Source organism: Vibrio sp. 1F263, from assembly GCF_041439035.1.
In the GTDB taxonomy this organism is placed as follows: domain Bacteria; phylum Pseudomonadota; class Gammaproteobacteria; order Enterobacterales; family Vibrionaceae; genus Vibrio; species Vibrio tasmaniensis_A.
In genome coordinates, this window is the sequence record NZ_JBGONI010000019.1 from 15,627 (window position 1) to 34,699 (window position 19,073).

18 protein-coding genes and 1 pseudogene are annotated in these 19,073 nt (G+C 45.6%); all 19 read left to right on the plus strand.

Annotation, left to right across the window (positions count from 1 at the left end; all coding sequences use genetic code 11):
- Window positions 1–94 precede the first annotated feature (94 nt).
- Window positions 95–2,212 carry a flagellar hook-length control protein FliK gene (locus tag ACED25_RS13255; RefSeq protein WP_371695441.1) on the plus strand — a complete coding sequence of 706 codons (2,118 nt, stop codon included), beginning with the start codon at window positions 95–97 and terminating at the stop codon, window positions 2,210–2,212.
- Window positions 2,213–2,322: 110 nt separating this feature from the next.
- On the plus strand, window positions 2,323–2,811 hold the full coding sequence (fliL, locus tag ACED25_RS13260; protein WP_017101965.1) for a flagellar basal body-associated protein FliL: 489 nt from the start codon (window positions 2,323–2,325) through the stop codon (window positions 2,809–2,811).
- A gap of 7 nt (window positions 2,812–2,818) precedes the next feature.
- Window positions 2,819–3,862 carry a flagellar motor switch protein FliM gene (fliM, locus tag ACED25_RS13265; protein ID WP_009848546.1) on the plus strand — a complete coding sequence of 348 codons (1,044 nt, stop codon included), beginning with the start codon at window positions 2,819–2,821 and terminating at the stop codon, window positions 3,860–3,862.
- Between the two features lie 29 nt (window positions 3,863–3,891).
- Window positions 3,892–4,302 carry a flagellar motor switch protein FliN gene (fliN, locus tag ACED25_RS13270; protein ID WP_004739851.1) on the plus strand — a complete coding sequence of 137 codons (411 nt, stop codon included), beginning with the start codon at window positions 3,892–3,894 and terminating at the stop codon, window positions 4,300–4,302.
- Window positions 4,302–4,742, plus strand: coding sequence for a flagellar biosynthetic protein FliO (gene fliO / locus ACED25_RS13275; protein WP_009848545.1), 441 nt, complete (start codon window positions 4,302–4,304; stop codon window positions 4,740–4,742). Before fliN ends, fliO begins: the two co-directional genes overlap by 1 nt.
- Window positions 4,729–5,658 carry a flagellar type III secretion system pore protein FliP gene (fliP, locus tag ACED25_RS13280; protein WP_009848544.1) on the plus strand — a complete coding sequence of 310 codons (930 nt, stop codon included), beginning with the start codon at window positions 4,729–4,731 and terminating at the stop codon, window positions 5,656–5,658. The genes fliO and fliP overlap by 14 nt, the downstream gene beginning before the upstream one ends.
- A gap of 11 nt (window positions 5,659–5,669) precedes the next feature.
- Complete coding sequence (gene fliQ, locus ACED25_RS13285) at window positions 5,670–5,939, plus strand: flagellar biosynthesis protein FliQ (protein ID WP_009848543.1); 270 nt, start codon at window positions 5,670–5,672, stop codon at window positions 5,937–5,939.
- A 6-nt stretch (window positions 5,940–5,945) separates the two neighbouring features.
- The gene (gene fliR, locus ACED25_RS13290; protein WP_371695442.1) at window positions 5,946–6,728 is read left to right on the plus strand and encodes a flagellar biosynthetic protein FliR; all 783 of its coding nucleotides are present in this window, start codon (window positions 5,946–5,948) and stop codon (window positions 6,726–6,728) included.
- Between the two features lie 9 nt (window positions 6,729–6,737).
- The gene (gene flhB / locus ACED25_RS13295) at window positions 6,738–7,868 is read left to right on the plus strand and encodes a flagellar biosynthesis protein FlhB (RefSeq protein ID WP_009848541.1); all 1,131 of its coding nucleotides are present in this window, start codon (window positions 6,738–6,740) and stop codon (window positions 7,866–7,868) included.
- A gap of 345 nt (window positions 7,869–8,213) precedes the next feature.
- Entirely contained in the window at window positions 8,214–10,316 is a 2,103-nt protein-coding gene (flhA, locus tag ACED25_RS13300) for a flagellar biosynthesis protein FlhA (protein ID WP_371695443.1), read from the plus strand.
- A gap of 27 nt (window positions 10,317–10,343) precedes the next feature.
- The gene (gene flhF / locus ACED25_RS13305; protein ID WP_371695444.1) at window positions 10,344–11,855 is read left to right on the plus strand and encodes a flagellar biosynthesis protein FlhF; all 1,512 of its coding nucleotides are present in this window, start codon (window positions 10,344–10,346) and stop codon (window positions 11,853–11,855) included.
- 13 nt (window positions 11,856–11,868) lie between these two features.
- The gene (locus ACED25_RS13310) at window positions 11,869–12,756 is read left to right on the plus strand and encodes a MinD/ParA family protein (protein ID WP_009848538.1); all 888 of its coding nucleotides are present in this window, start codon (window positions 11,869–11,871) and stop codon (window positions 12,754–12,756) included.
- Complete coding sequence (locus tag ACED25_RS13315; RefSeq protein ID WP_009848537.1) at window positions 12,749–13,483, plus strand: RNA polymerase sigma factor FliA; 735 nt, start codon at window positions 12,749–12,751, stop codon at window positions 13,481–13,483. The genes ACED25_RS13310 and ACED25_RS13315 overlap by 8 nt, the downstream gene beginning before the upstream one ends.
- 42 nt (window positions 13,484–13,525) lie before the next feature.
- Window positions 13,526–13,894: a chemotaxis response regulator CheY gene (cheY, locus tag ACED25_RS13320; protein WP_012603445.1), complete on the plus strand. Its 369-nt coding sequence runs from the start codon at window positions 13,526–13,528 to the stop codon at window positions 13,892–13,894.
- Between the two features lie 114 nt (window positions 13,895–14,008).
- On the plus strand, window positions 14,009–14,740 hold the full coding sequence (locus ACED25_RS13325) for a protein phosphatase CheZ (protein WP_017101967.1): 732 nt from the start codon (window positions 14,009–14,011) through the stop codon (window positions 14,738–14,740).
- A 9-nt stretch (window positions 14,741–14,749) separates the two neighbouring features.
- Window positions 14,750–16,951: a chemotaxis protein CheA gene (locus tag ACED25_RS13330; protein ID WP_012603447.1), complete on the plus strand. Its 2,202-nt coding sequence runs from the start codon at window positions 14,750–14,752 to the stop codon at window positions 16,949–16,951.
- A 13-nt stretch (window positions 16,952–16,964) separates the two neighbouring features.
- Entirely contained in the window at window positions 16,965–18,089 is a 1,125-nt protein-coding gene (locus ACED25_RS13335; RefSeq protein WP_009848533.1) for a chemotaxis response regulator protein-glutamate methylesterase, read from the plus strand.
- A 10-nt stretch (window positions 18,090–18,099) separates the two neighbouring features.
- Window positions 18,100–18,882 carry a ParA family protein gene (locus ACED25_RS13340; protein WP_009848532.1) on the plus strand — a complete coding sequence of 261 codons (783 nt, stop codon included), beginning with the start codon at window positions 18,100–18,102 and terminating at the stop codon, window positions 18,880–18,882.
- Window positions 18,869–19,073 (plus strand): annotated as a pseudogene (locus ACED25_RS13345) (chemotaxis protein CheW); the annotation flags it as partial. The gene ACED25_RS13340 and the pseudogene ACED25_RS13345, both read left to right, overlap by 14 nt.

The window sequence follows — 19,073 nt, forward strand, 5'->3', positions numbered from 1 at the left end:
TGCGAGTTATGCTCACCAAAGGCATAAAAAGCACCCGACTTTCTTTTTGTTGTCTGATTCAAGGCAGCAAAGCTAGTAGATAGAGCTTGTATATATGAATGTTAGTCTTTCCTCAAATTCAGCGACCAACAAAACGTCATCGTTGTTGGACTCCGGTTCTGCCTCTTCAAAGGTAGAAGAAACTGGAGACTCTAAAGGTTTCTTTGAGTCTTTCAAAGAAGCACTAGGCTTTGAAGAAAGTGACAGTAAAGTCGCAGCAAAAGACACAGAAAGCACCGCGAAACCTGATGCTAAACAGGCCTCTACCGAAGGTGAAGCGTCAGCCGAAGCGAACAAAGGTGATTCAGCTGAATCAAAGGCTACTGACGAAGTAAGCGAAGCGCAAAGCAAGCAAGCAGCTTCAGAAGTAGAAGGCGAGAAAGCTGCTGAGGAAACATCTGCAGAGGCTGTGTCTGGAACTGAGGCTAAGCTCAAAGCCAATTCGGGCACTGATAGCACTGTCGCTGATAAAACTGTCGCAGATAAGGCGGATGGTAAAGATGCGCAGGTTACGACGAATGATTCTAAAGAACAGGTTGCTCAATCCCAAACTCAGGGTACATCAGCTGTAGATGGCTCTACGCAAGCATCGCAAGCTAATGCAGCGATGAATGAAGGCAATAAATTGCTTGGTCAATTGGATGAGGCAAACAAAACTCTAAATCAAGCGCCAAACGGCAAAGGCTTGCCTCAGCAAGGTCAGGTAGATAACGCCCAAGGTAATATCTCCGGTGCTTCAGTTGCAGTAGCCTCCGTTACGGATGAGGCGAGACAACAAACGAATGCAGCAATCCAAGAGAATAGTCTTGAGGTGGATTCTGAAATCGCTGTTCTTACCGGAGGTAAGGGTGTGTCTCAGCTGACTGATGATGAAATCCGACAGTTGATGGATAAAGGCGTCACTCCAGAACAAATTGAAGCCAGTATGAACCGAGAGCTGAGTCAAAAGAATGCGGCTAGCGCCGCGGTGGCCGAACAGAGCCAAGCGATCTCAGCTGCGGATATTGAACTCGCCAAGCAGGTTGATGCCCATACCAAAGCACTAAAACAATTGAATGGACAAATCGAATCAGAACAGTCTGTTGTCGATAGCTTGCTTAAGAAGCAACAAAGTGGTGCTAAGTTGACGGTTGATGAGCAAGCCGCTTTGGCTAAAGCGACCTCTAACTTAGACCTGTTGAATCAACAGCTCACTAACGTTCAACAACAAGCAACGGCTTTGCTAAATCAAGCTCAGGCTGTGAACAGCGCGTCTGGTGAACCCGCTGCTATTGATTGGGATAATACGGATTCAAGCGAAACTAAAGCTTTAGCTGCGGCGGCATCAACAGCAGCTGTAGCGACGGCTGCACAACAAGTGTCAGCGCAGGCCGCTTCTCAATCAACAAACAATGCTCTTACGGATAAGGCAGCAATGCTGCACGCCAACAATGCACATGCAGCCGCTCAACAAGCTAATGTTGCTTCACCTCAGCAGCAAGCAACGTTGGATCCAGCTTTAACCGCGCAAGGGATCGCGATGAATGCAGCGCCAGTCACTACAAAAGCAGGCTCTACTGATGCGCTTCTTAAAGCGGGCGCAGGTGCCGCGGCATTGTCTGGTTTGGGCAAAGCCGGTGCTAAAGAAGATTCTAAAGATTCGACCTTTGCTCAGCAGATAGCCTCGGCCGCTGGCGCACAAGGTACAGCTACGGTGGGTTCAGCACCTACGCGAGCTGAAATTCAAGCGGCTCAACAGGCACCTTTGCAACTCACTAAAGAGTTAGCGAACGACCAGGTGGCGGAAAAAGTCCAAATGATGATGTCTAAGAATCTCAAGAGCTTGGATATCCGTCTTGACCCACCAGAGTTGGGGCAGATGAAAATTCGCATGACCATGAATAATGACGTGGCGAACGTGCACTTTACTGTCGGTAGTCAACAAGCGAGAGAGGTTATTGAACAAACCTTACCTCGTTTGAGGGAGATGCTCGCCCAGCAAGGGATGCAGCTTGCTGAGTCTTCAGTTCAGCAACAGAATACTGGTCAGGGGCAAGACAGGTACAATAATGGCGAGCAACAATCAGGCTCTAACCGTATAAATGATGGTCAAGGTGATGAAAACCTTGATAGCAACAGCAATCTTGAATTGAATGTCACGTCAAAGCGTGATGGAATTAGTTATTATGCCTAGTATCAGGCTAAAACACTTAGCTAATAGAAAGAACCGTTAGTTTATAGAAGAACAGTTAGTTAATAGAAAGTACCGTTAGTTAATAGAAGAACAGGAAGTTAGAGCTGAATATGGCAGAAGAACAAGAAACACCGAAAGGAAAGAGTAAGCTCCTCATTATCGCTATCGCGGTTGTTGTGCTGTTACTTGGAGGTGGTGGTGCCGCATTTTTCTTAATGGGTTCCGATGATAAGGCTGAGGGTGCTGGGGCGTCAGCTGAGGTTCAACTCATGGGTGCCGATCCAGTGGTCTATGTTAATGTGCCTCAAGCTTTCTTATTTAACGTTACGGGCGATAAGAAAGATCGCTTAGTTCAGATAAAAGTACAGCTGATGGTACGTGGTATGAAGAATGAAGTTCTCGCTCGATACCACTCTCCACTTGTTGAAAGCGCACTACTTGCCACATTCGCTTCGGCGACGGTCGATCAATTACGATCTCCTGCCGGGAGAGTTGAACTGCGGAACAAGGCGACTGAAGATATTAAAGCAAGCTTAACTCAAGCTGTTGGCCAGCCGGTAATTGAAAAAGTGTTATTCACTGACTTTGTAATTCAATAGGTAATATGTGACCGATTTATTAAGCCAAGACGAAATTGATGCGCTATTACATGGCGTTGATGATGTTGAAGACGTTGAAGATGTCTTAGAAACCGAAAGTGACAATACGGTCAATTTTGATTTCTCATCACAAGATCGAATCGTTCGTGGTCGAATGCCGACCCTTGAACTTATTAACGAGCGTTTCGCACGTCATATGCGTATTAGCTTGTTTAATATGTTGCGTAAGACGGCTGAAGTGTCGATCAACGGCGTACAGATGATGAAATTTGGTGAGTACCAGAACACACTCTATGTACCCACAAGTTTAAACATGGTTCGCTTCCGCCCGTTAAAAGGTACTGCGCTAATCACGATGGAAGCTCGGCTAGTTTTCATTCTCGTAGAGAACTTTTTTGGTGGTGATGGTCGTTTTCACGCCAAGATTGAAGGTCGCGAATTTACACCAACAGAAAGACGAATTATTCAGTTACTACTGAAAATTGTTTTTGAAGATTACAAAGAAGCTTGGTCTCCCGTGATGGGCGTTGAGTTTGAATACTTGGACTCTGAAGTAAACCCAAGTATGGCTAACATTGTGAGCCCTACCGAAGTGATTGTTGTGAGTTCATTTCACATTGAAGTCGATGGCGGTGGCGGTGATTTCCATGTGGTTATGCCTTACTCAATGGTTGAGCCGATTCGTGAACTGCTGGATGCTGGTGTCCAATCAGATAAAATGGAAACCGACGTTCGTTGGAGTTCAGCATTGCGTGATGAAATCATGGATGTGCCAGTCAACTTCCGTGTCAATTTGCTCGAGCAAGATATCTCTTTGCGTGATTTGATGGAACTTCGTCCTGGGGATGTTATCCCGATGAATATGCCTGAGCATGCAACCATGTTTGTTGAAGAACTGCCGACCTATCGTGTGAAAATGGGCCGTTCTGGAGAGAAGCTCGCGGTACAGATTTCTGAAAAAATTGAAAGACCTCATGTGGTCAAAACCGATCTCGCTTTTCTTGGCAAAGACTTAATGTCTGAGTTGGAAAATAGCGAAGATGAAGAATAGCAAAGTAGATAAAAGTATAGGAATTGGTAATGGAACCTAGTGAAGATCAAAAGCTAGCAGACGAATGGGCTGCAGCACTTGGTGAAGACCCTTCAGCGCCGTCAATCGATGTTGATGATGTTCTCGCGGCACCACTTGATGAGTTAACCGACTCATCGTCTCCAATTTCAGAAGATGAGCGTCGTAAGCTGGATACCATTATGGATATCCCAGTGACTATCTCAATGGAAGTCGGCCGCTCTCAAATTAGTATCCGTAACTTACTTCAATTGAACCAAGGTTCGGTTGTTGAGCTAGATAGAATTGCTGGTGAGTCACTTGACGTGATGGTTAACGGCACTCTGATTGCTCATGGAGAAGTGGTTGTGGTGAATGACAAATTTGGTATTCGTTTGACAGACGTTATTAGTCAAACAGAACGAATTAAGAAGTTGCGTTAATGGGCTTCTTGTCTCAAAGACTGGCGGGCTCTTCTCTCGGAATGACAGGTTTGTCTCGTAGAGTCTTGGGAGTAGGGCTACTTGCTACTCCTTCTATTGCCTTTGCGGCAACGCCTCCTTCTCTCGATTTAGCGACCACCTTTGGGTCGCTAATTTTCGTTATAGCCTTCATTTTATTTATTGCTTGGCTACTGAAGCGAATGCAAGTGCCTGCGATGTCGAATCAACAAGGTTTGGCTATTATTAGGCAAATTCCGGTAGGCACAAAAGAACGTATCGCTATTGTACAAGCGGGTGATGAACAGTTCTTGGTAGGCATTACCACACAATCGATTCAGCTGATCTCTAAGCTCGATAAACCTCTCACTCAGGAGATGCTGGAAAAAAGTACATTTTCAAGTCAGCTTTCCCAGCTAATAAAAAAAGATGCAAACAAGTAACGGATTTTTGAATCCATTTTACTTTTGCCATGCCGGATTTTTCCGTACGGTGAAAGTGTGGTTGGTTCAGCTCATCATATTCTGCTCTCTCGTATTTAGCGTGTCAGTATTTGCACAGGTTGAAGATGGCACTGTCATTCCTGCGAATACCGCTGGATCTGAGTCGGTCACCATCAGTACGATGCAGCAAGATCAAGCCAAATCGAAGACTATGACCACTGGTAGCTTAACCGGTAATGGTGGCGGCATACCTGCATTTACCATGACCACCAATGCCAATGGCGGTGAAGACTACTCGATTAACCTGCAAATTCTTGCGTTAATGACCATGCTTGGCTTCTTGCCGGCGATGGTTATTTTGATGACATCGTTCACCCGCATTGTGGTTGTGATGTCTATTTTGCGTCAGGCAATGGGTCTCCAACAAACACCTTCAAACCAAGTGATTATTGGCATTGCGATATTTCTGACCTTCTTCATCATGTCGCCAGTAATCAGTCAGGTCAATGAACAAGCTGTTCAGCCTTATTTGAATGAACAGATATCAGCGCGACAGGCGTTTGATGTTGCCCAAGGGCCGATTAAGTCTTTTATGCTTAAACAGACTCGAATCAAAGATCTTGAAACTTTTGTTGAGATATCCGGTGCGCAAGTAACTAACCCAGAAGATGTTTCAATGGCGGTTCTGATTCCTGCGTTTATCACGTCTGAATTGAAAACAGCTTTCCAGATAGGCTTTATGTTGTTCTTGCCGTTCCTAATTATCGACTTGGTGGTGGCATCAGTTTTGATGGCCATGGGTATGATGATGTTGTCACCAATGATTGTATCGTTGCCGTTTAAGTTGATGTTGTTCGTCCTTGTTGATGGTTGGAATTTGATACTCTCCACACTCGCCGGCAGTTTTGCCTTGTAGCTGGGGGAAGCATGAATCCTGAAATATTCGTAGATTTGTTCCAAGATGCCCTTTGGATGGTACTAATTATGGTGTGCGCCATAATTATTCCTAGCCTGCTGATTGGTTTGGTTGTGGCTGTTTTCCAAGCGGCTACTTCGATCAATGAACAAACTTTAAGTTTCCTACCACGTTTGATCGTGACGTTATTAGCGTTGATGATGTTTGCGCATTGGATGACCCAAATGATGATGGAGTTCTTTTTCGAACTCATCGAACGCTTGCCACAAGTTCTTTACTAAACCGATATGGAATACCCAACGAGCCTTGTACTAGAGTGGTTAGCCAATTATTTTTGGCCCTACACTCGCATCTCAGCCATGCTGATGGTGATGACAGTAACCGGTGCACGCTTTGTGTCGCCGCGTATTCGTCTGTATTTAGGTTTAGCGATCACCTTTGCGGTGATGCCTGCGATCCCCGCTGTTCCTAAACAGATTGAACTGCTCTCTTTCCAAGGTTTCTTGACTGTATTTGAACAAATCGTGATTGGCGTTGCCATGGGGTTTGTCACCCAATTCATGATTCAAACTTTCGTAATGCTCGGCCAGATCTTAGGTATGCAATCAAGCTTGGGTTTCGCCTCTATGGTGGATCCGGCTAACGGGCAAAACACGCCAGTACTGGGCCAATTGTTTATGTTGCTAGCGACCATGTTTTTTTTGGAGACTGACGGTCACTTGAAAATGCTGCAGCTGGTGGTGTTCAGCTTTAAGACTTTACCCATTGGCAGTGGAAGTTTGACCTCTGTTGATTATAGAGAGCTTGCTCTGTGGTTGGGTATCATGTTCAAAACAGCATTAGCAATGTCATTGTCTGGTATTATTGCGCTGCTGACGATTAACCTTTCGTTTGGTGTAATGACGCGTGCGGCGCCTCAACTAAATATCTTTTCTTTGGGTTTCTCATTTGCGCTACTCGTGGGCCTATTGCTTTGTTGGTATATCCTTGGCGGCTTGTTTAGTCACTATGAGTTATTTTGGATACAAACCGAACAACAGATATGTCGTCTAATCAGGTTAGAGTGCTAGGAGACTAAAATGGCAGAGTCAGACGGTCAAGAACGCACGGAAGACGCCACGCCCAAACGCTTGCAACAGGCCAAAGAGAAAGGGCAGGTTGCAAGGTCAAAAGAGTTAGCGTCGGCGTCGGTACTTATTGTTGGTGCGATTGCTTTAATGTGGTTTGGTGAATCGATGGCGAAAGCTTTGTTCGAAACAATGCAACGTCTGTTTTCTCTGAGTCGGGAAGAAGTTTTTGATACCACAAAACTCCTCGAAATTGCGGGTGGCGCATTAGTGAACCTGTTGTTCCCGCTGTTCTTAATCCTGATAACCTTATTTGTTGCAGCCGTCATTGGTGCGGCGGGGGTCGGGGGGATTAATTTCTCTATGCAGGCGGCGATGCCTAAGGCGTCTAAGCTAAACCCTCTCAGTGGTATTAAGCGTATGTTTGGCCTGCAGAGTTGGGTTGAACTGTTGAAATCTATCTTGAAAGTGGCACTTGTTTCGGGAATGGCCATCTATCTTATTCAAGCTTCTCAACACGATTTAATGCAACTGAGCATGGAGGTATACCCACAGAATATCTTCCACGCTTTAGATATCTTGCTCAATTTTATTCTGCTGATCAGCTGCTCTTTACTTATCGTGGTGGCGATTGATATCCCGTTCCAGATTTGGCAACACGCCGATCAGCTGAAGATGACCAAACAAGAAATTAAAGATGAACACAAAGATACTGAAGGTAAGCCTGAAGTTAAGGGCCGCATTCGTATGTTGCAAAGAGAAGCTGCCCAGCGCCGTATGATGGCTGACGTACCTCAAGCGGATGTGATTGTGACCAACCCGGAGCATTTCTCGGTGGCTCTACGCTATAAGCAGAATCAAGACAAAGCCCCCGTTGTAGTTGCGAAAGGTGTTGATCATATGGCAATGAAGATCCGTGAAATTGCCCGTGAAAATGACATCTATATTGTTCCTGCGCCACCATTGGCTAGGGCGCTTTATCACACTACCGAACTAGAACAACAAATTCCTGACGGTCTGTTTACAGCAGTTGCTCAAGTGCTTGCATATGTGTTTCAACTGAAACAGTACCGAAAACGAGGCGGAGAGAGGCCAAAACTCCAAGATTCTAATATGCCGATCCCACCTGATTTACGACATTAGATCAATTGCTTGAGCTCTGCTTGATGAACCCTGATAATAGCGGGCTAGCTAATCCTCTTTTTAAAGAGGCGATGGCAATAATTTGACGAAAAGTGTTGGTACAGTGTTTGCTATATCAACCCCGAATATTATAAGCCGATCATTAATAACCTTAGCATTGTAAATCTGAGTATTATAAGCCCAGTCATTATAAATCCTAGCGTTATAAATCCCGAGCATATAAAGCTTAGTATTATAAACCTGTGCATTTGAACCTATGCACTATAAACCATAGCAACATAGCTTAGACCTGAGCCTCAAATAGCTTAGTGAGATGGCTACAACATAGCGAAACTGTCTAGACTTATGAAATTCTCCCTGCCTTTTGCGGACAAGCTACCTAAAATCCCTAATCGTGCGATGCCTGCAATTGGCGCGCCCGTTATGGTACTTGCGACGCTCGCTATGGTGGTGTTGCCAATACCAGCCTTCTTGTTGGACATGTTCTTCACGTTCAACATTGCACTGTCCATGGTTGTATTACTGGTTTCGGTTTATACCCGCAGGCCTTTGGACTTCGCTGCATTCCCGACCGTACTTCTGATTGCGACTCTACTTCGATTAGCTTTGAACGTTGCTTCGACACGTGTGGTATTGCTTCATGGTCACGAAGGTGGTGACGCGGCCGGTAACGTTATCGAAGCCTTTGGTAACGTGGTTATCGGCGGCAACTACGCGGTAGGTCTAGTGGTGTTCTTGATTTTGATGATCATCAACTTCATGGTTGTAACCAAAGGTGCGGGTCGTATTTCGGAAGTAAGTGCGCGTTTCACCCTAGATGCCCTACCGGGTAAACAGATGGCAATCGATGCCGACTTGAATGCGGGTTTGATCGACCAAGATCAGGCTCGTACTCGACGTTTTGAAGTGACCAAAGAGGCTGACTTTTACGGCTCGATGGACGGTGCATCTAAGTTTGTTAAAGGCGATGCAATAGCCGGTATCTTGATATTGTTCATCAACATCATTGGCGGCTTGAGTATCGGTATGGCTCAGTTTGACCTTGGTTTTGGTGAAGCCATCGAAATCTATACGCTACTGACTATCGGTGATGGTCTGGTTGCACAAATACCATCGCTGTTACTTTCTATTGCTGCGGCGATGATGGTAACGCGTCAAAATACTGATGAAGACATGGGCGAACAACTTGTCTTCCAAATGTTCGATAATCCTAAAGCCCTAATGATCACCGCTGCTATCCTCGGTATCATGGGTATTGTTCCTGGTATGCCACATTTCTCCTTCTTGAGCCTTGCTGTGGTTGCTGGGGCTGGGGCTTACTTTATCGATAAAAAGAACAAGGAAAAGGTAGAAGAGAAAAACCTACCTGCAACCGCTAATGCCAATGGTGATAAGCCCGCATCGCAAAAAGAACTGTCTTGGGATGATGTTCAACCGGTAGACATTATTGGTCTCGAAGTGGGGTACCGCTTGATTCCTTTGGTCGATAGAGACCAAGGTGGTGAATTGCTTGAGCGCGTGAAAGGTGTACGGAAAAAGCTGTCTCAAGATTTTGGTTTCTTGATTCCAGCAGTACACATTCGCGATAATCTGGAACTGACACCAAATAGCTATCGAATTACCCTGATGGGGGTAGCGGTTGGTGAGGCTGAGATCAAGCCGGACATGGAGCTCGCGATTAACCCTGGCCAAGTCTATGGGATGATAGATGGAGAGCCGACGATTGACCCTGCCTTTGGCCTTGAAGCAGTCTGGATTCGTGAAGAGCAGCGTGAACACGCACAAGCCTTAGGTTATACGGTTGTAGACTCTTCAACCGTACTTGCCACACACCTTAGCCAGCAATTAACGAATAACGCTTCACAGTTGATTGGCCACGAAGAAGTTCAAAACTTACTTGAGATGCTTAGCCGATCAACACCTAAGCTGGTGGAAGGTTTTGTACCGGATCAATTACAGCTTGGTGTGGTTGTGAAAGTTCTGCAAAACCTACTGAATGAAGCGATTCCAATTCGTGATATTCGAACCATTGTCCAAACTTTGTCGGAGTACTCTTCTAAGAGTCAAGAACCTGACATATTAACTGCAGCTGTTCGTATCTCACTAAAACGACTAATTGTTCAAGAAATCAATGGTATAGAGCCAGAATTGCCAGTTATAACCTTAATTCCCGAGTTGGAACAAATCTTGCATCAAACCATGCAGGCATCCGGCGGAGAATCTGCTGGTATTGAACCTGGTTTAGCCGAACGTTTACAGACCTCACTCAGTAACGCGACACAAGAGCAAGAACTGAAAGGTGAGCCAGCGGTATTATTGACCTCTGGTGTTTTACGTTCGACTCTGGCTAAGTTCGTGAAAAACACGATCCCAAGCTTGAGAGTATTATCTTACCAAGAGATACCAGACGAAAAGCAGATACGCATAGTACAAGCTGTTGGTAATTAAGCCGCCTAATTAGAACGGACTATCGAATTGAAAATTAAACGATTTTTTGCAAAAGATATGCGAACAGCTCTGCTCCAAGTTAAAGAAGAACTTGGCTCAGAAGCGGTGATCATGTCTAACAAAAAGGTCGCAGGTGGTGTGGAAATTGTTGCCGCTATTGATGGCGATTCCAGCCCGTCGACAGCAAGTCCCAGACTCAATAAACCTCAGCAGCCTACGCAAAGCCAGTACACTCAAATGTCTGAGCCCAAATTGCCAACTGGGCGTCGTCAATTAGATGATGACAAGGTTAGCATCCAGCCAAATGCAGAAGGTGGACGCTCAATGACCAAGCGCTTTGCGAATATGCTAAAGCAATACAGTCATGGCGCCGACGATGAGCAACAACATCGCGCTGAAAACGAAGACTCGTTATCAGCATTGCTCAATCGCCAGTCAAGTAACGGTCATCAATCTCAGAGTAGCCAGCATTCTAGCGGCAGCCTTGACTCGGCCTTTGCTCGTGAAACGGGTTTATCTAAATTGATTGCCGAAGATCGCAGAGTAGAGCGTCCAGCACCTCGCTTAGATCCTACTCGTTATGATCGTGGTCGTGAGAATGCTCAATCCAAAGGTTCAGATACTGAAATGGAAACGATGCGCGACGAGATGACTTCAATTCGTCGTTTGTTAGAGCATCAAGTATCTGGGCTCATGTGGCAAGAAGTCGAACGTCGCGAACCTTTGCGAGCGATGCTTATCAAGCGCCTAGAACGTATGGGTGTTTCGGCAGAACTCGCCGATCAAATGGCCTGTTACATTCCAGAAGACACAAAACCAGCACGAGCATGGAAAGCCTTGCTTGCTCTGGTCGCTGATCAAATCTCAGTAACACAAAAAGATATTTTAAAACGCGGCGGTATTGTGGCCTTACTTGGCCCGACTGGCGTAGGTAAAACAACAACCGTTGCTAAGCTCGCAGCCCGCGCAGCAATGGAGTACGGTGCAGACAACGTAGCGCTTGTGACAACGGATACATATCGCATAGGTGCACATGAGCAGTTATCGATTTATGGTCGAATTATGGGTTGTCCTGTAAGAGTTGCTAAAGATTCTAGTGAATTGGCCGATGTAATATATCAGTTACGTAATCGTCGCCTGATTCTAGTCGATACTGCAGGTATGGGGCAGCGAGATGTTCGCCTATCTGAGCAGTTAGACACATTGATGCAAGAGAGTGGTTCCGTTATCAATAGTTACCTTGTGTTACCCGCAACCGCGCAACGCAAAGTACTACAAGAAACCATTGAACACTTTAGAAGAATCCCGCTGTCGGGATGTATCCTGACGAAGCTGGACGAATCGCTTAGTTTGGGTGAGTTCATCAGTGTGGTAATACAAAATGCATTGCCAGTTGCTTATATAGCAAATGGTCAACGAGTTCCTGAAGATATCGTTATTGCTCAGCCAAAGTACATGATTGCTAAGGCCAATGAGTTATTAGAAAAATCGACAGAGAATGAACCTCATTACTGGAATAGCGATTCTGAAGGGCTCTAGGCGGCGGATAAATATGAATGAGAATATGATACACGATCAAGCTAGCGGCCTCCGTCGCTTAACCCAGCCTTCACTCACAAAAGTTATCGCTGTAACGGGTGGCAAGGGAGGCGTAGGTAAATCGAATGTAACGTTAGGTATGGCTATTTGTATGGCTCGCCAAGGCAAGAAAGTCATGGTGCTGGATGCCGATTTAGGATTAGCTAACGTAGACATCATGCTCGGCATTCGTTCTAAACGAAATCTTGGGCATGTGTTGGCTGGCGAGTGTGAACTTAAGGATGCGATTGTCGAAGGGCCGCACGGAATTAAAATTATTCCAGCGACATCAGGCACACAAAGCATGACTGAACTTTCACACGCTCAACACGCCGGGTTGATTCGTGCTTTTGGTTCGCTTGAAGACGAGATGGATATCTTATTGGTTGATACCGCAGCGGGTATATCCGATATGGTCATCAGCTTCTCAAGAGCTGCGCAGGATGTGGTTGTGGTGGTTTGTGATGAACCAACGTCGATTACTGATGCATATGCATTGATTAAGCTGTTGAGTCGAGAGCACCAAGTTCAGCGATTCAAAATTGTTGCAAATATGGTCAGAAGCTACCGCGAAGGCCGAGAATTATTTGCAAAGTTGACTTTGGTCACAGAGCGCTTCTTGAATGTGAGCCTCGAACTCGTAGCATGTATTCCTTTAGATGATAAAGTACGTCAATCAGTTAAGAGACAGAAAATCGTAGTCGATGCGTTTCCTCGCTCTCCAGCTGCATTGGCAATCAGCTCTTTGGCTAATAAGGCATTGACCTGGCCAATACCCAAAACACCAAGCGGACACTTGGAGTTTTTTGTTGAAAGGCTGCTGAACCGTACTGAATTTATAGAGGAACCATTTGGTGAATAAAGCGCTTACTTACGATCAACATGCTAATCACAATAGCCAGCAGGCTTTTTTTGAGAAGTACTCTGTGTTGGTTAAGCGTATCGCTCATCATTTGTTGGGGCGATTACCGCCTAATGTATTAGTTGATGACTTGATTCAAGCCGGCATGATTGGCCTGATTGAAGCGCAACAGAACTATGATGGTACCAAAGGCGCAAGCTTTGAGACGTACGCAGGTATTCGAATTCGTGGAGCAATGTTGGATGACATTCGCCGCGGGGATTGGGTCCCGAGATCGGTTCATAAAAATAATCGAGAAATCAGTAGTGCAATCGCGGAATTAGAGGGCACTCTCAATCGCGATCCCAGTGATGCTGAGGTGGCAAAGCACATGGGGCTGAGTTTAGACCAGTATCACAGTGCTTTAACTGATATTAATTGCTCAAAATTGGTAGGGATAGAAGACTTAGGTGTCTCTGATGATGTAATATCTCCGAATGAAGATTCTCAAGATAATACGCCTTTTCAAGGGGTTGCAGATGAATCATTCCGCCAAGCTTTGATCGACTCGATAAAACAACTTCCGGAAAGAGAAGGCCTCGTGCTTTCGCTTTATTACGACGAAGAACTCAATTTAAAAGAGATTGGGGAAGTATTAGGTGTCAGCGAATCTCGTGTCAGCCAAATACTAAGCCAATCTATGCAGCGTTTACGCACTAAGTTAAGTGCTTGGACACAGAACGACTAACAACACTGATTTTATTCAGTGGAGGCTAATTTGAACAAAAACATGAAAATTCTCATTGTTGATGATTTTTCAACGATGCGCCGAATTGTTAAAAACCTACTTCGTGATTTAGGTTTCAACAACACTCAAGAAGCAGACGATGGCTTGACCGCGTTACCTATGCTGAAAAAAGGCGAATTTGATTTCGTGGTAACTGACTGGAACATGCCGGGTATGCAAGGTATTGATCTTCTAAAACACGTCCGTGCAGACGCTGAACTTAAGCACCTTCCAGTGCTTATGATCACAGCAGAAGCTAAGCGTGAGCAGATCATCGAAGCAGCGCAAGCGGGTGTTAATGGTTACATTGTGAAGCCGTTCACTGCCGCAACTCTAAAAGAGAAACTCGACAAGATTTTTGAGCGTTTATAAGCACTCATAAGAACCTGTTTCAGGCGCTTCATAGAGAGACATTAACTTTTTTGTTTCCCGTTTACCTCTAAAGCTGAAGCGTCACAAACTATGCGGAGTAAGGCCGGACTCAGGATGATTTCATTAGAACAAGCAAAAAAATTAGTAGAGCTGCTTGAAAACGACGAGCAGCAAGGTGCTGATTCTCTTGTTAGAAGCATTTATGAAGATAATTTTAATCTTCAAGATAACCCAATGCTTCAAGAAATAGGCAGTCTGACTCGTGACCTCCATGATTCTTTGACACAATTCAACTTTGACGAGCGTATTAACGTTATCGCAAATGATGAAATCCCTGACGCCAGGGATCGCCTTCAATATGTCATTGATAAAACGGAAGTTGCGGCGAACAAAACGATGGACGCTGTCGATCGCTGTATGCCAATTGCAACTAATTTACACGAGTGTTTACTTCAAGTAAGGCCTCAATGGAATGAACTGATGCATGGCCGCATTGAGCTAGTAACATTCAAAGCTTTATGCCACCGCATTGATGGATTACTTGTCCAAGTAGAAGGTGATAGTACTGAACTACGTGGACAACTGACTGAAATCTTGATGGCTCAGGATTTCCAAGATTTAACTGGGCAGATTATTAGCAAAGTTATTACCTTGGTGAATGAGGTTGAAGGACGTCTGGTAGAGATTCTCACCGTATTCGGTGCGAATCAAATAGAACCAACACCAGAGACAGATAAGAAGTCATCTATTGCTCCAGAGGGTCCGATCATGAACCCAGAAGCTCGTGAGGATGCTGTTGCATCTCAAGATGAAGTCGACGATTTGTTATCCAGTCTTGGATTTTAAAGGTAACGTATGAGCTACGATTTAGACGAAGATATTCTTCAGGACTTTTTAGTCGAAGCAGGAGAGATCCTCGAACTTCTATCAGAACAACTGGTAGAGCTAGAGAATAACCCTGACGACAAAGAACTACTAAACGCTATTTTCCGTGGTTTCCATACAGTAAAAGGTGGTGCTGGTTTCCTAGCATTGACCGAGCTGGTGGATACTTGTCATGGTGCTGAGAATGTGTTCGACATTCTAAGAAATGGCCAACGCAGTGTAACATCAGGACTGATGGATACGATGCTACAGGCTTTAGATACAGTCAACGTACAGTTTAAAGCCGTGCAAGATGAGGAAGCTTTAGTACCAGCAGACCAATCTTTACTGGATGAACTTCATCGCCTCTGTAAGCCAGAGTCTGAAGATGAAGTTGTGGCAGTAGAAGCTCCAGCACCGGTTATCTCTGAGCCTATCGTTGCAGCTCCTGAGCCTGTTATTGCTCCGGAACCTACTGTTGAAAGTTCAAACATCAGTGCATCTTCCGTGGATGATATTTCTGAAGATGAATTTGAGCGTTTACTTGATGAACTTCACGGTAAGGGTGGTTCACCAACGACATCATCTGTAGACACACCAGCGCCAGCACCTGTGGCACCTCAGCCAGTAGCTGCGAGTGGTGACATTACTGACGACGAATTTGAAAAGTTGTTAGATGAGTTGCATGGTGCAGGTCAAAGCCCGACAGCTGCAAGCTCAACGCCACCACCTCCTCCAGTCGCTCCGGTAGCCAAAGCACCAGTAAAGTCTGAAGGCGATGACCTAATGACTGATGCTGAGTTTGAGAGTTTACTTGACCAGTTACACGGTTCAGGTAACGGCCCTTCAATTGAAGAGTTGGATGCTGCGACTAAGCCTGTACAAGCGAAGCCTGAGCCTGTTGCGCCGAAAGTCGCTCCTAAACCACAGCCTGCTCCTGTTGCTGTAAAAGCAGAGCCTAAGCCTAGCGTACCAGCAAAAGCTGAAGTTAAAGCGCCTGCGAAGAAGCAGCAAGCTGAAGCTACAGTTCGTGTTGATACCTCAACACTGGATACCATCATGAACATGGTGGGTGAGCTAGTATTGGTTCGTAACCGCCTTGTTAGCTTAGGTTTAAACAGCAACGACGAAGAAATGTCGAAAGCTGTCTCTAACTTAGATGTTGTTACTGCTGACCTACAAGGTGCAGTAATGAAGACGCGTATGCAGCCGATCAAGAAAGTATTTGGTCGATTCCCACGCGTTGTCCGTGACCTTGCTCGTACCTTGAAGAAAGACATCGTTCTTGAAATGCGTGGCGAAGAAACGGATCTTGATAAAAACTTAGTAGAAGCACTTGCTGATCCCCTGATTCACTTGGTGAGAAACTCTGTCGATCATGGTATCGAAATGCCGGACGACCGTGTTGCTGCGGGAAAATCTAAAACCGGTAAAGTGATTCTGTCTGCCTCTCAAGAAGGCGACCACATTGAACTGGCTATCGTTGATGATGGCGGCGGTATGGACCCTGATAAGCTTCGTGCTATCGCGGTTAAGCGCGGTCTGATGGATGATGATGCAGCGTCTCGCCTAACAAATAAAGAGTGTTTCAATCTAATCTTTGCTCCTGGCTTTTCAAGTAAAGAAAAGATCTCAGATATCTCTGGCCGTGGTGTAGGTATGGACGTTGTGAAAACAGCGATCAACACACTGAATGGTTCAATTGATATCGACTCAGAGATGGGCCAAGGCACCAAGATTACCATTAAGGTTCCTTTGACACTTGCGATCCTACCAACCTTAATGGTCGGTGTTGCGGGTCACCCGTTCGCATTGCCACTGGCTTCTGTAAATGAAATCTTCCACTTAGACCTAAGCCGCACAAACGTGGTTGATGGTCAGCTGACTATTATCGTTCGCGATAAGTCTATTCCACTGTTCTACCTACAAAATTGGCTTACACCTAAAGAAGGTCTTGTTGAAGGACGTCAAGGTCATGGTCATGTTGTTATTGTGCAACTTGGTAGTCAACGTGTTGGTTTTGTTGTCGATGCGCTTATCGGCCAAGAAGAAGTGGTTATTAAGCCACTTGATAAGCTTCTTCAAGGCACGCCAGGAATGGCAGGTGCGACAATTACAAGTGACGGTCACATAGCATTGATTTTAGATGTGCCGGACTTGTTGAAGCAGTACGCAGCTGCATCAAGAATTTAACTTAAGGATAAATATGGCGATTAAAGTATTAGTCGTTGATGATTCGAGCTTCTTCCGTCGTAGAGTAAGCGAGATCATCAACTCGGAGGCTCGCCTAGAAGTCATCGATGTAGCAGTAAACGGTAAAGAAGCGGTTGAGAAAGCGAAAAAGCTAAGACCTGACGTAATTACCATGGACATCGAGATGCCAGTCATGGACGGTATTACTGCCGTTCGTGAAATTATGGCTGCGTCTCCAACGCCTATTTTGATGTTTTCATCGTTAACGCATGATGGTGCAAGAGCAACGTTAGATGCGTTAGACGCGGGTGCTCTAGATTTCTTACCTAAGAAATTTGAAGACATCGCTCGTAACCGTGACGATGCTGTCGCATTGCTTCAACAGCGCGTGATTCAGATTGCTGCAAAGCGCGCGTTTATGCGACGCACTCCTGTTGCGCCAAGAGCTACCGCAACAGCTACGGCGTCAACATCAGCGCCATTGCGCCAATCTATTTCAGCAACAGCCCCTGCTGCTAAACCAGCGGTTGCTTCAACCGCGAAATTCAGAGCTTCTGGTAAAAAGTATCAATTAACTGCAATTGGTACTTCTACTGGTGGGCCAGTTGCACTACAGAAAATTTTGACACGCATCCCTGCCAGCTACCCGCATCCGATTGTGTTAGTGCAGCATATGCCAGCAACGTTCACCGCTGCTTTTGCTAGCCGCTTGAATACCTTGTGTAAGATTGAAGTTCGTGAAGCTCAAGACGGAGACCTGTTGAAACCTGGGGTGGCTTATCTTGCTCCAGGCGGAAAGCAAATGATGATTGATGGTCGCCCGGGTTCGGCGCGTCTGAAGATTATCGATGGTGGTGACCGAATGAACTACAAGCCTTGTGTGGATGTCACTTTTGGTTCTGCAGCTAAGATCTACGGCGATAAAGTGTTGTCTATGATACTGACCGGTATGGGTGCTGATGGTCGAGAAGGTTCTCGCATGTTAAAAACAGCGGGTTCGACCATTTGGGCGCAAGACGAAGATAGTTGTGTTGTATATGGTATGCCTCAAGCTGTAGCAAAAGCTGGCATTTCTACTGAAGACCTACCTCTAGACCGCGTTGCGGAACGGATTTTGGTCGAAGTTGGGTTAGCTTAGGTAAATCGACATGATTGTTTGGAGTGTTGCAAACCAAAAAGGTGGCGTTGGGAAAACGACGACGACAGTGACCCTAGCTGGCTTACTTGCCTTAAAGGGTCATCGTGTGTTGTTGGTTGATACTGACCCACATGCATCACTAACCACCTATCTGGGTTACGACTCAGATACGGTGGAATCGAGCCTGTTTGATCTGTTCCAGCTGCGTGAGTTTTCTACGCAAGCTGTGAGAGCGTTGACTATACAGACCGAAATTGAAGGTATCGATATTATTCCCGCACACATGTCATTGGCGACATTAGACCGTGTAATGGGAAATCGAAGTGGTATGGGCTTGATCTTAAAGCGTGCTTTAGCCGCTTTGAAAGATGACTATGACTACGTGCTTATCGATTGTCCGCCTATTCTTGGTGTGATGATGGTGAATGCGTTGGCTGCCAGTGATCGTATCTTGATTCCGGTACAGACTGAATTTTTGGCGATGAAGGGTTTAGAGCGTATGATTCGCACTCTAACCATTATGCAGAAGTCTCGCAAAACACCGTTTAAGGTGACGATTGTCCCGACGATGTACGACAAGCGAACGAAAGCATCATTGCAAACATTGACTCAGCTTAAAGATGACTATCCAAACCAAGTTTGGACCTCTGCTGTGCCGATTGATACCAAGTTTCGCGATGCCAGTCTAAAACGTTTGCCAGCATCTCATTTCGCATCGGGTAGCCGTGGTGTATTTGCTTATAAACAGCTGCTTATTTATCTCGAGAGGTTAGCGATAAATGAGCGCGAATAACGAATCGACATTGACGCAACCAAGTTTATCGAGTGAACAAGCAATCGATGATTACTTTACCGCGCTGTTAGGCGATGAAAACTTTGAATCTGATGCTTTTCTTGTTGACGAGTCTAGCGACGAATCACAAACTAAAGAGCCAGAGCCAGAGCCAGAGCCAGAGCCAGAGCCAGAGCCAGAGCCAGAGCCAG

Bases quoted from the DNA above. Each gene is read 5' to 3' on its own strand.
- fliP (WP_009848544.1), top strand. From the start codon at position 4,729: ATGCAAACAAGTAACGGATTTTTGAATCCATTTTACTTTTGCCATGCC.
- flhA (WP_371695443.1), top strand. From the start codon at position 8,214: ATGAAATTCTCCCTGCCTTTTGCGGACAAGCTACCTAAAATCCCTAAT.
- ACED25_RS13335 (WP_009848533.1), top strand. From the start codon at position 16,965: ATGGCGATTAAAGTATTAGTCGTTGATGATTCGAGCTTCTTCCGTCGT.
- ACED25_RS13330 (WP_012603447.1), top strand. From the start codon at position 14,750: ATGAGCTACGATTTAGACGAAGATATTCTTCAGGACTTTTTAGTCGAA.
- ACED25_RS13310 (WP_009848538.1), top strand. From the start codon at position 11,869: ATGAATGAGAATATGATACACGATCAAGCTAGCGGCCTCCGTCGCTTA.
- fliQ (WP_009848543.1), top strand. From the start codon at position 5,670: ATGAATCCTGAAATATTCGTAGATTTGTTCCAAGATGCCCTTTGGATG.
- flhB (WP_009848541.1), top strand. From the start codon at position 6,738: ATGGCAGAGTCAGACGGTCAAGAACGCACGGAAGACGCCACGCCCAAA.
- ACED25_RS13325 (WP_017101967.1), top strand. From the start codon at position 14,009: ATGATTTCATTAGAACAAGCAAAAAAATTAGTAGAGCTGCTTGAAAAC.
- fliL (WP_017101965.1), top strand. From the start codon at position 2,323: ATGGCAGAAGAACAAGAAACACCGAAAGGAAAGAGTAAGCTCCTCATT.
- fliR (WP_371695442.1), top strand. From the start codon at position 5,946: ATGGAATACCCAACGAGCCTTGTACTAGAGTGGTTAGCCAATTATTTT.
- ACED25_RS13255 (WP_371695441.1), top strand. From the start codon at position 95: ATGAATGTTAGTCTTTCCTCAAATTCAGCGACCAACAAAACGTCATCG.
- fliO (WP_009848545.1), top strand. From the start codon at position 4,302: ATGGGCTTCTTGTCTCAAAGACTGGCGGGCTCTTCTCTCGGAATGACA.
- ACED25_RS13340 (WP_009848532.1), top strand. From the start codon at position 18,100: ATGATTGTTTGGAGTGTTGCAAACCAAAAAGGTGGCGTTGGGAAAACG.
- cheY (WP_012603445.1), top strand. From the start codon at position 13,526: ATGAAAATTCTCATTGTTGATGATTTTTCAACGATGCGCCGAATTGTT.
- fliN (WP_004739851.1), top strand. From the start codon at position 3,892: ATGGAACCTAGTGAAGATCAAAAGCTAGCAGACGAATGGGCTGCAGCA.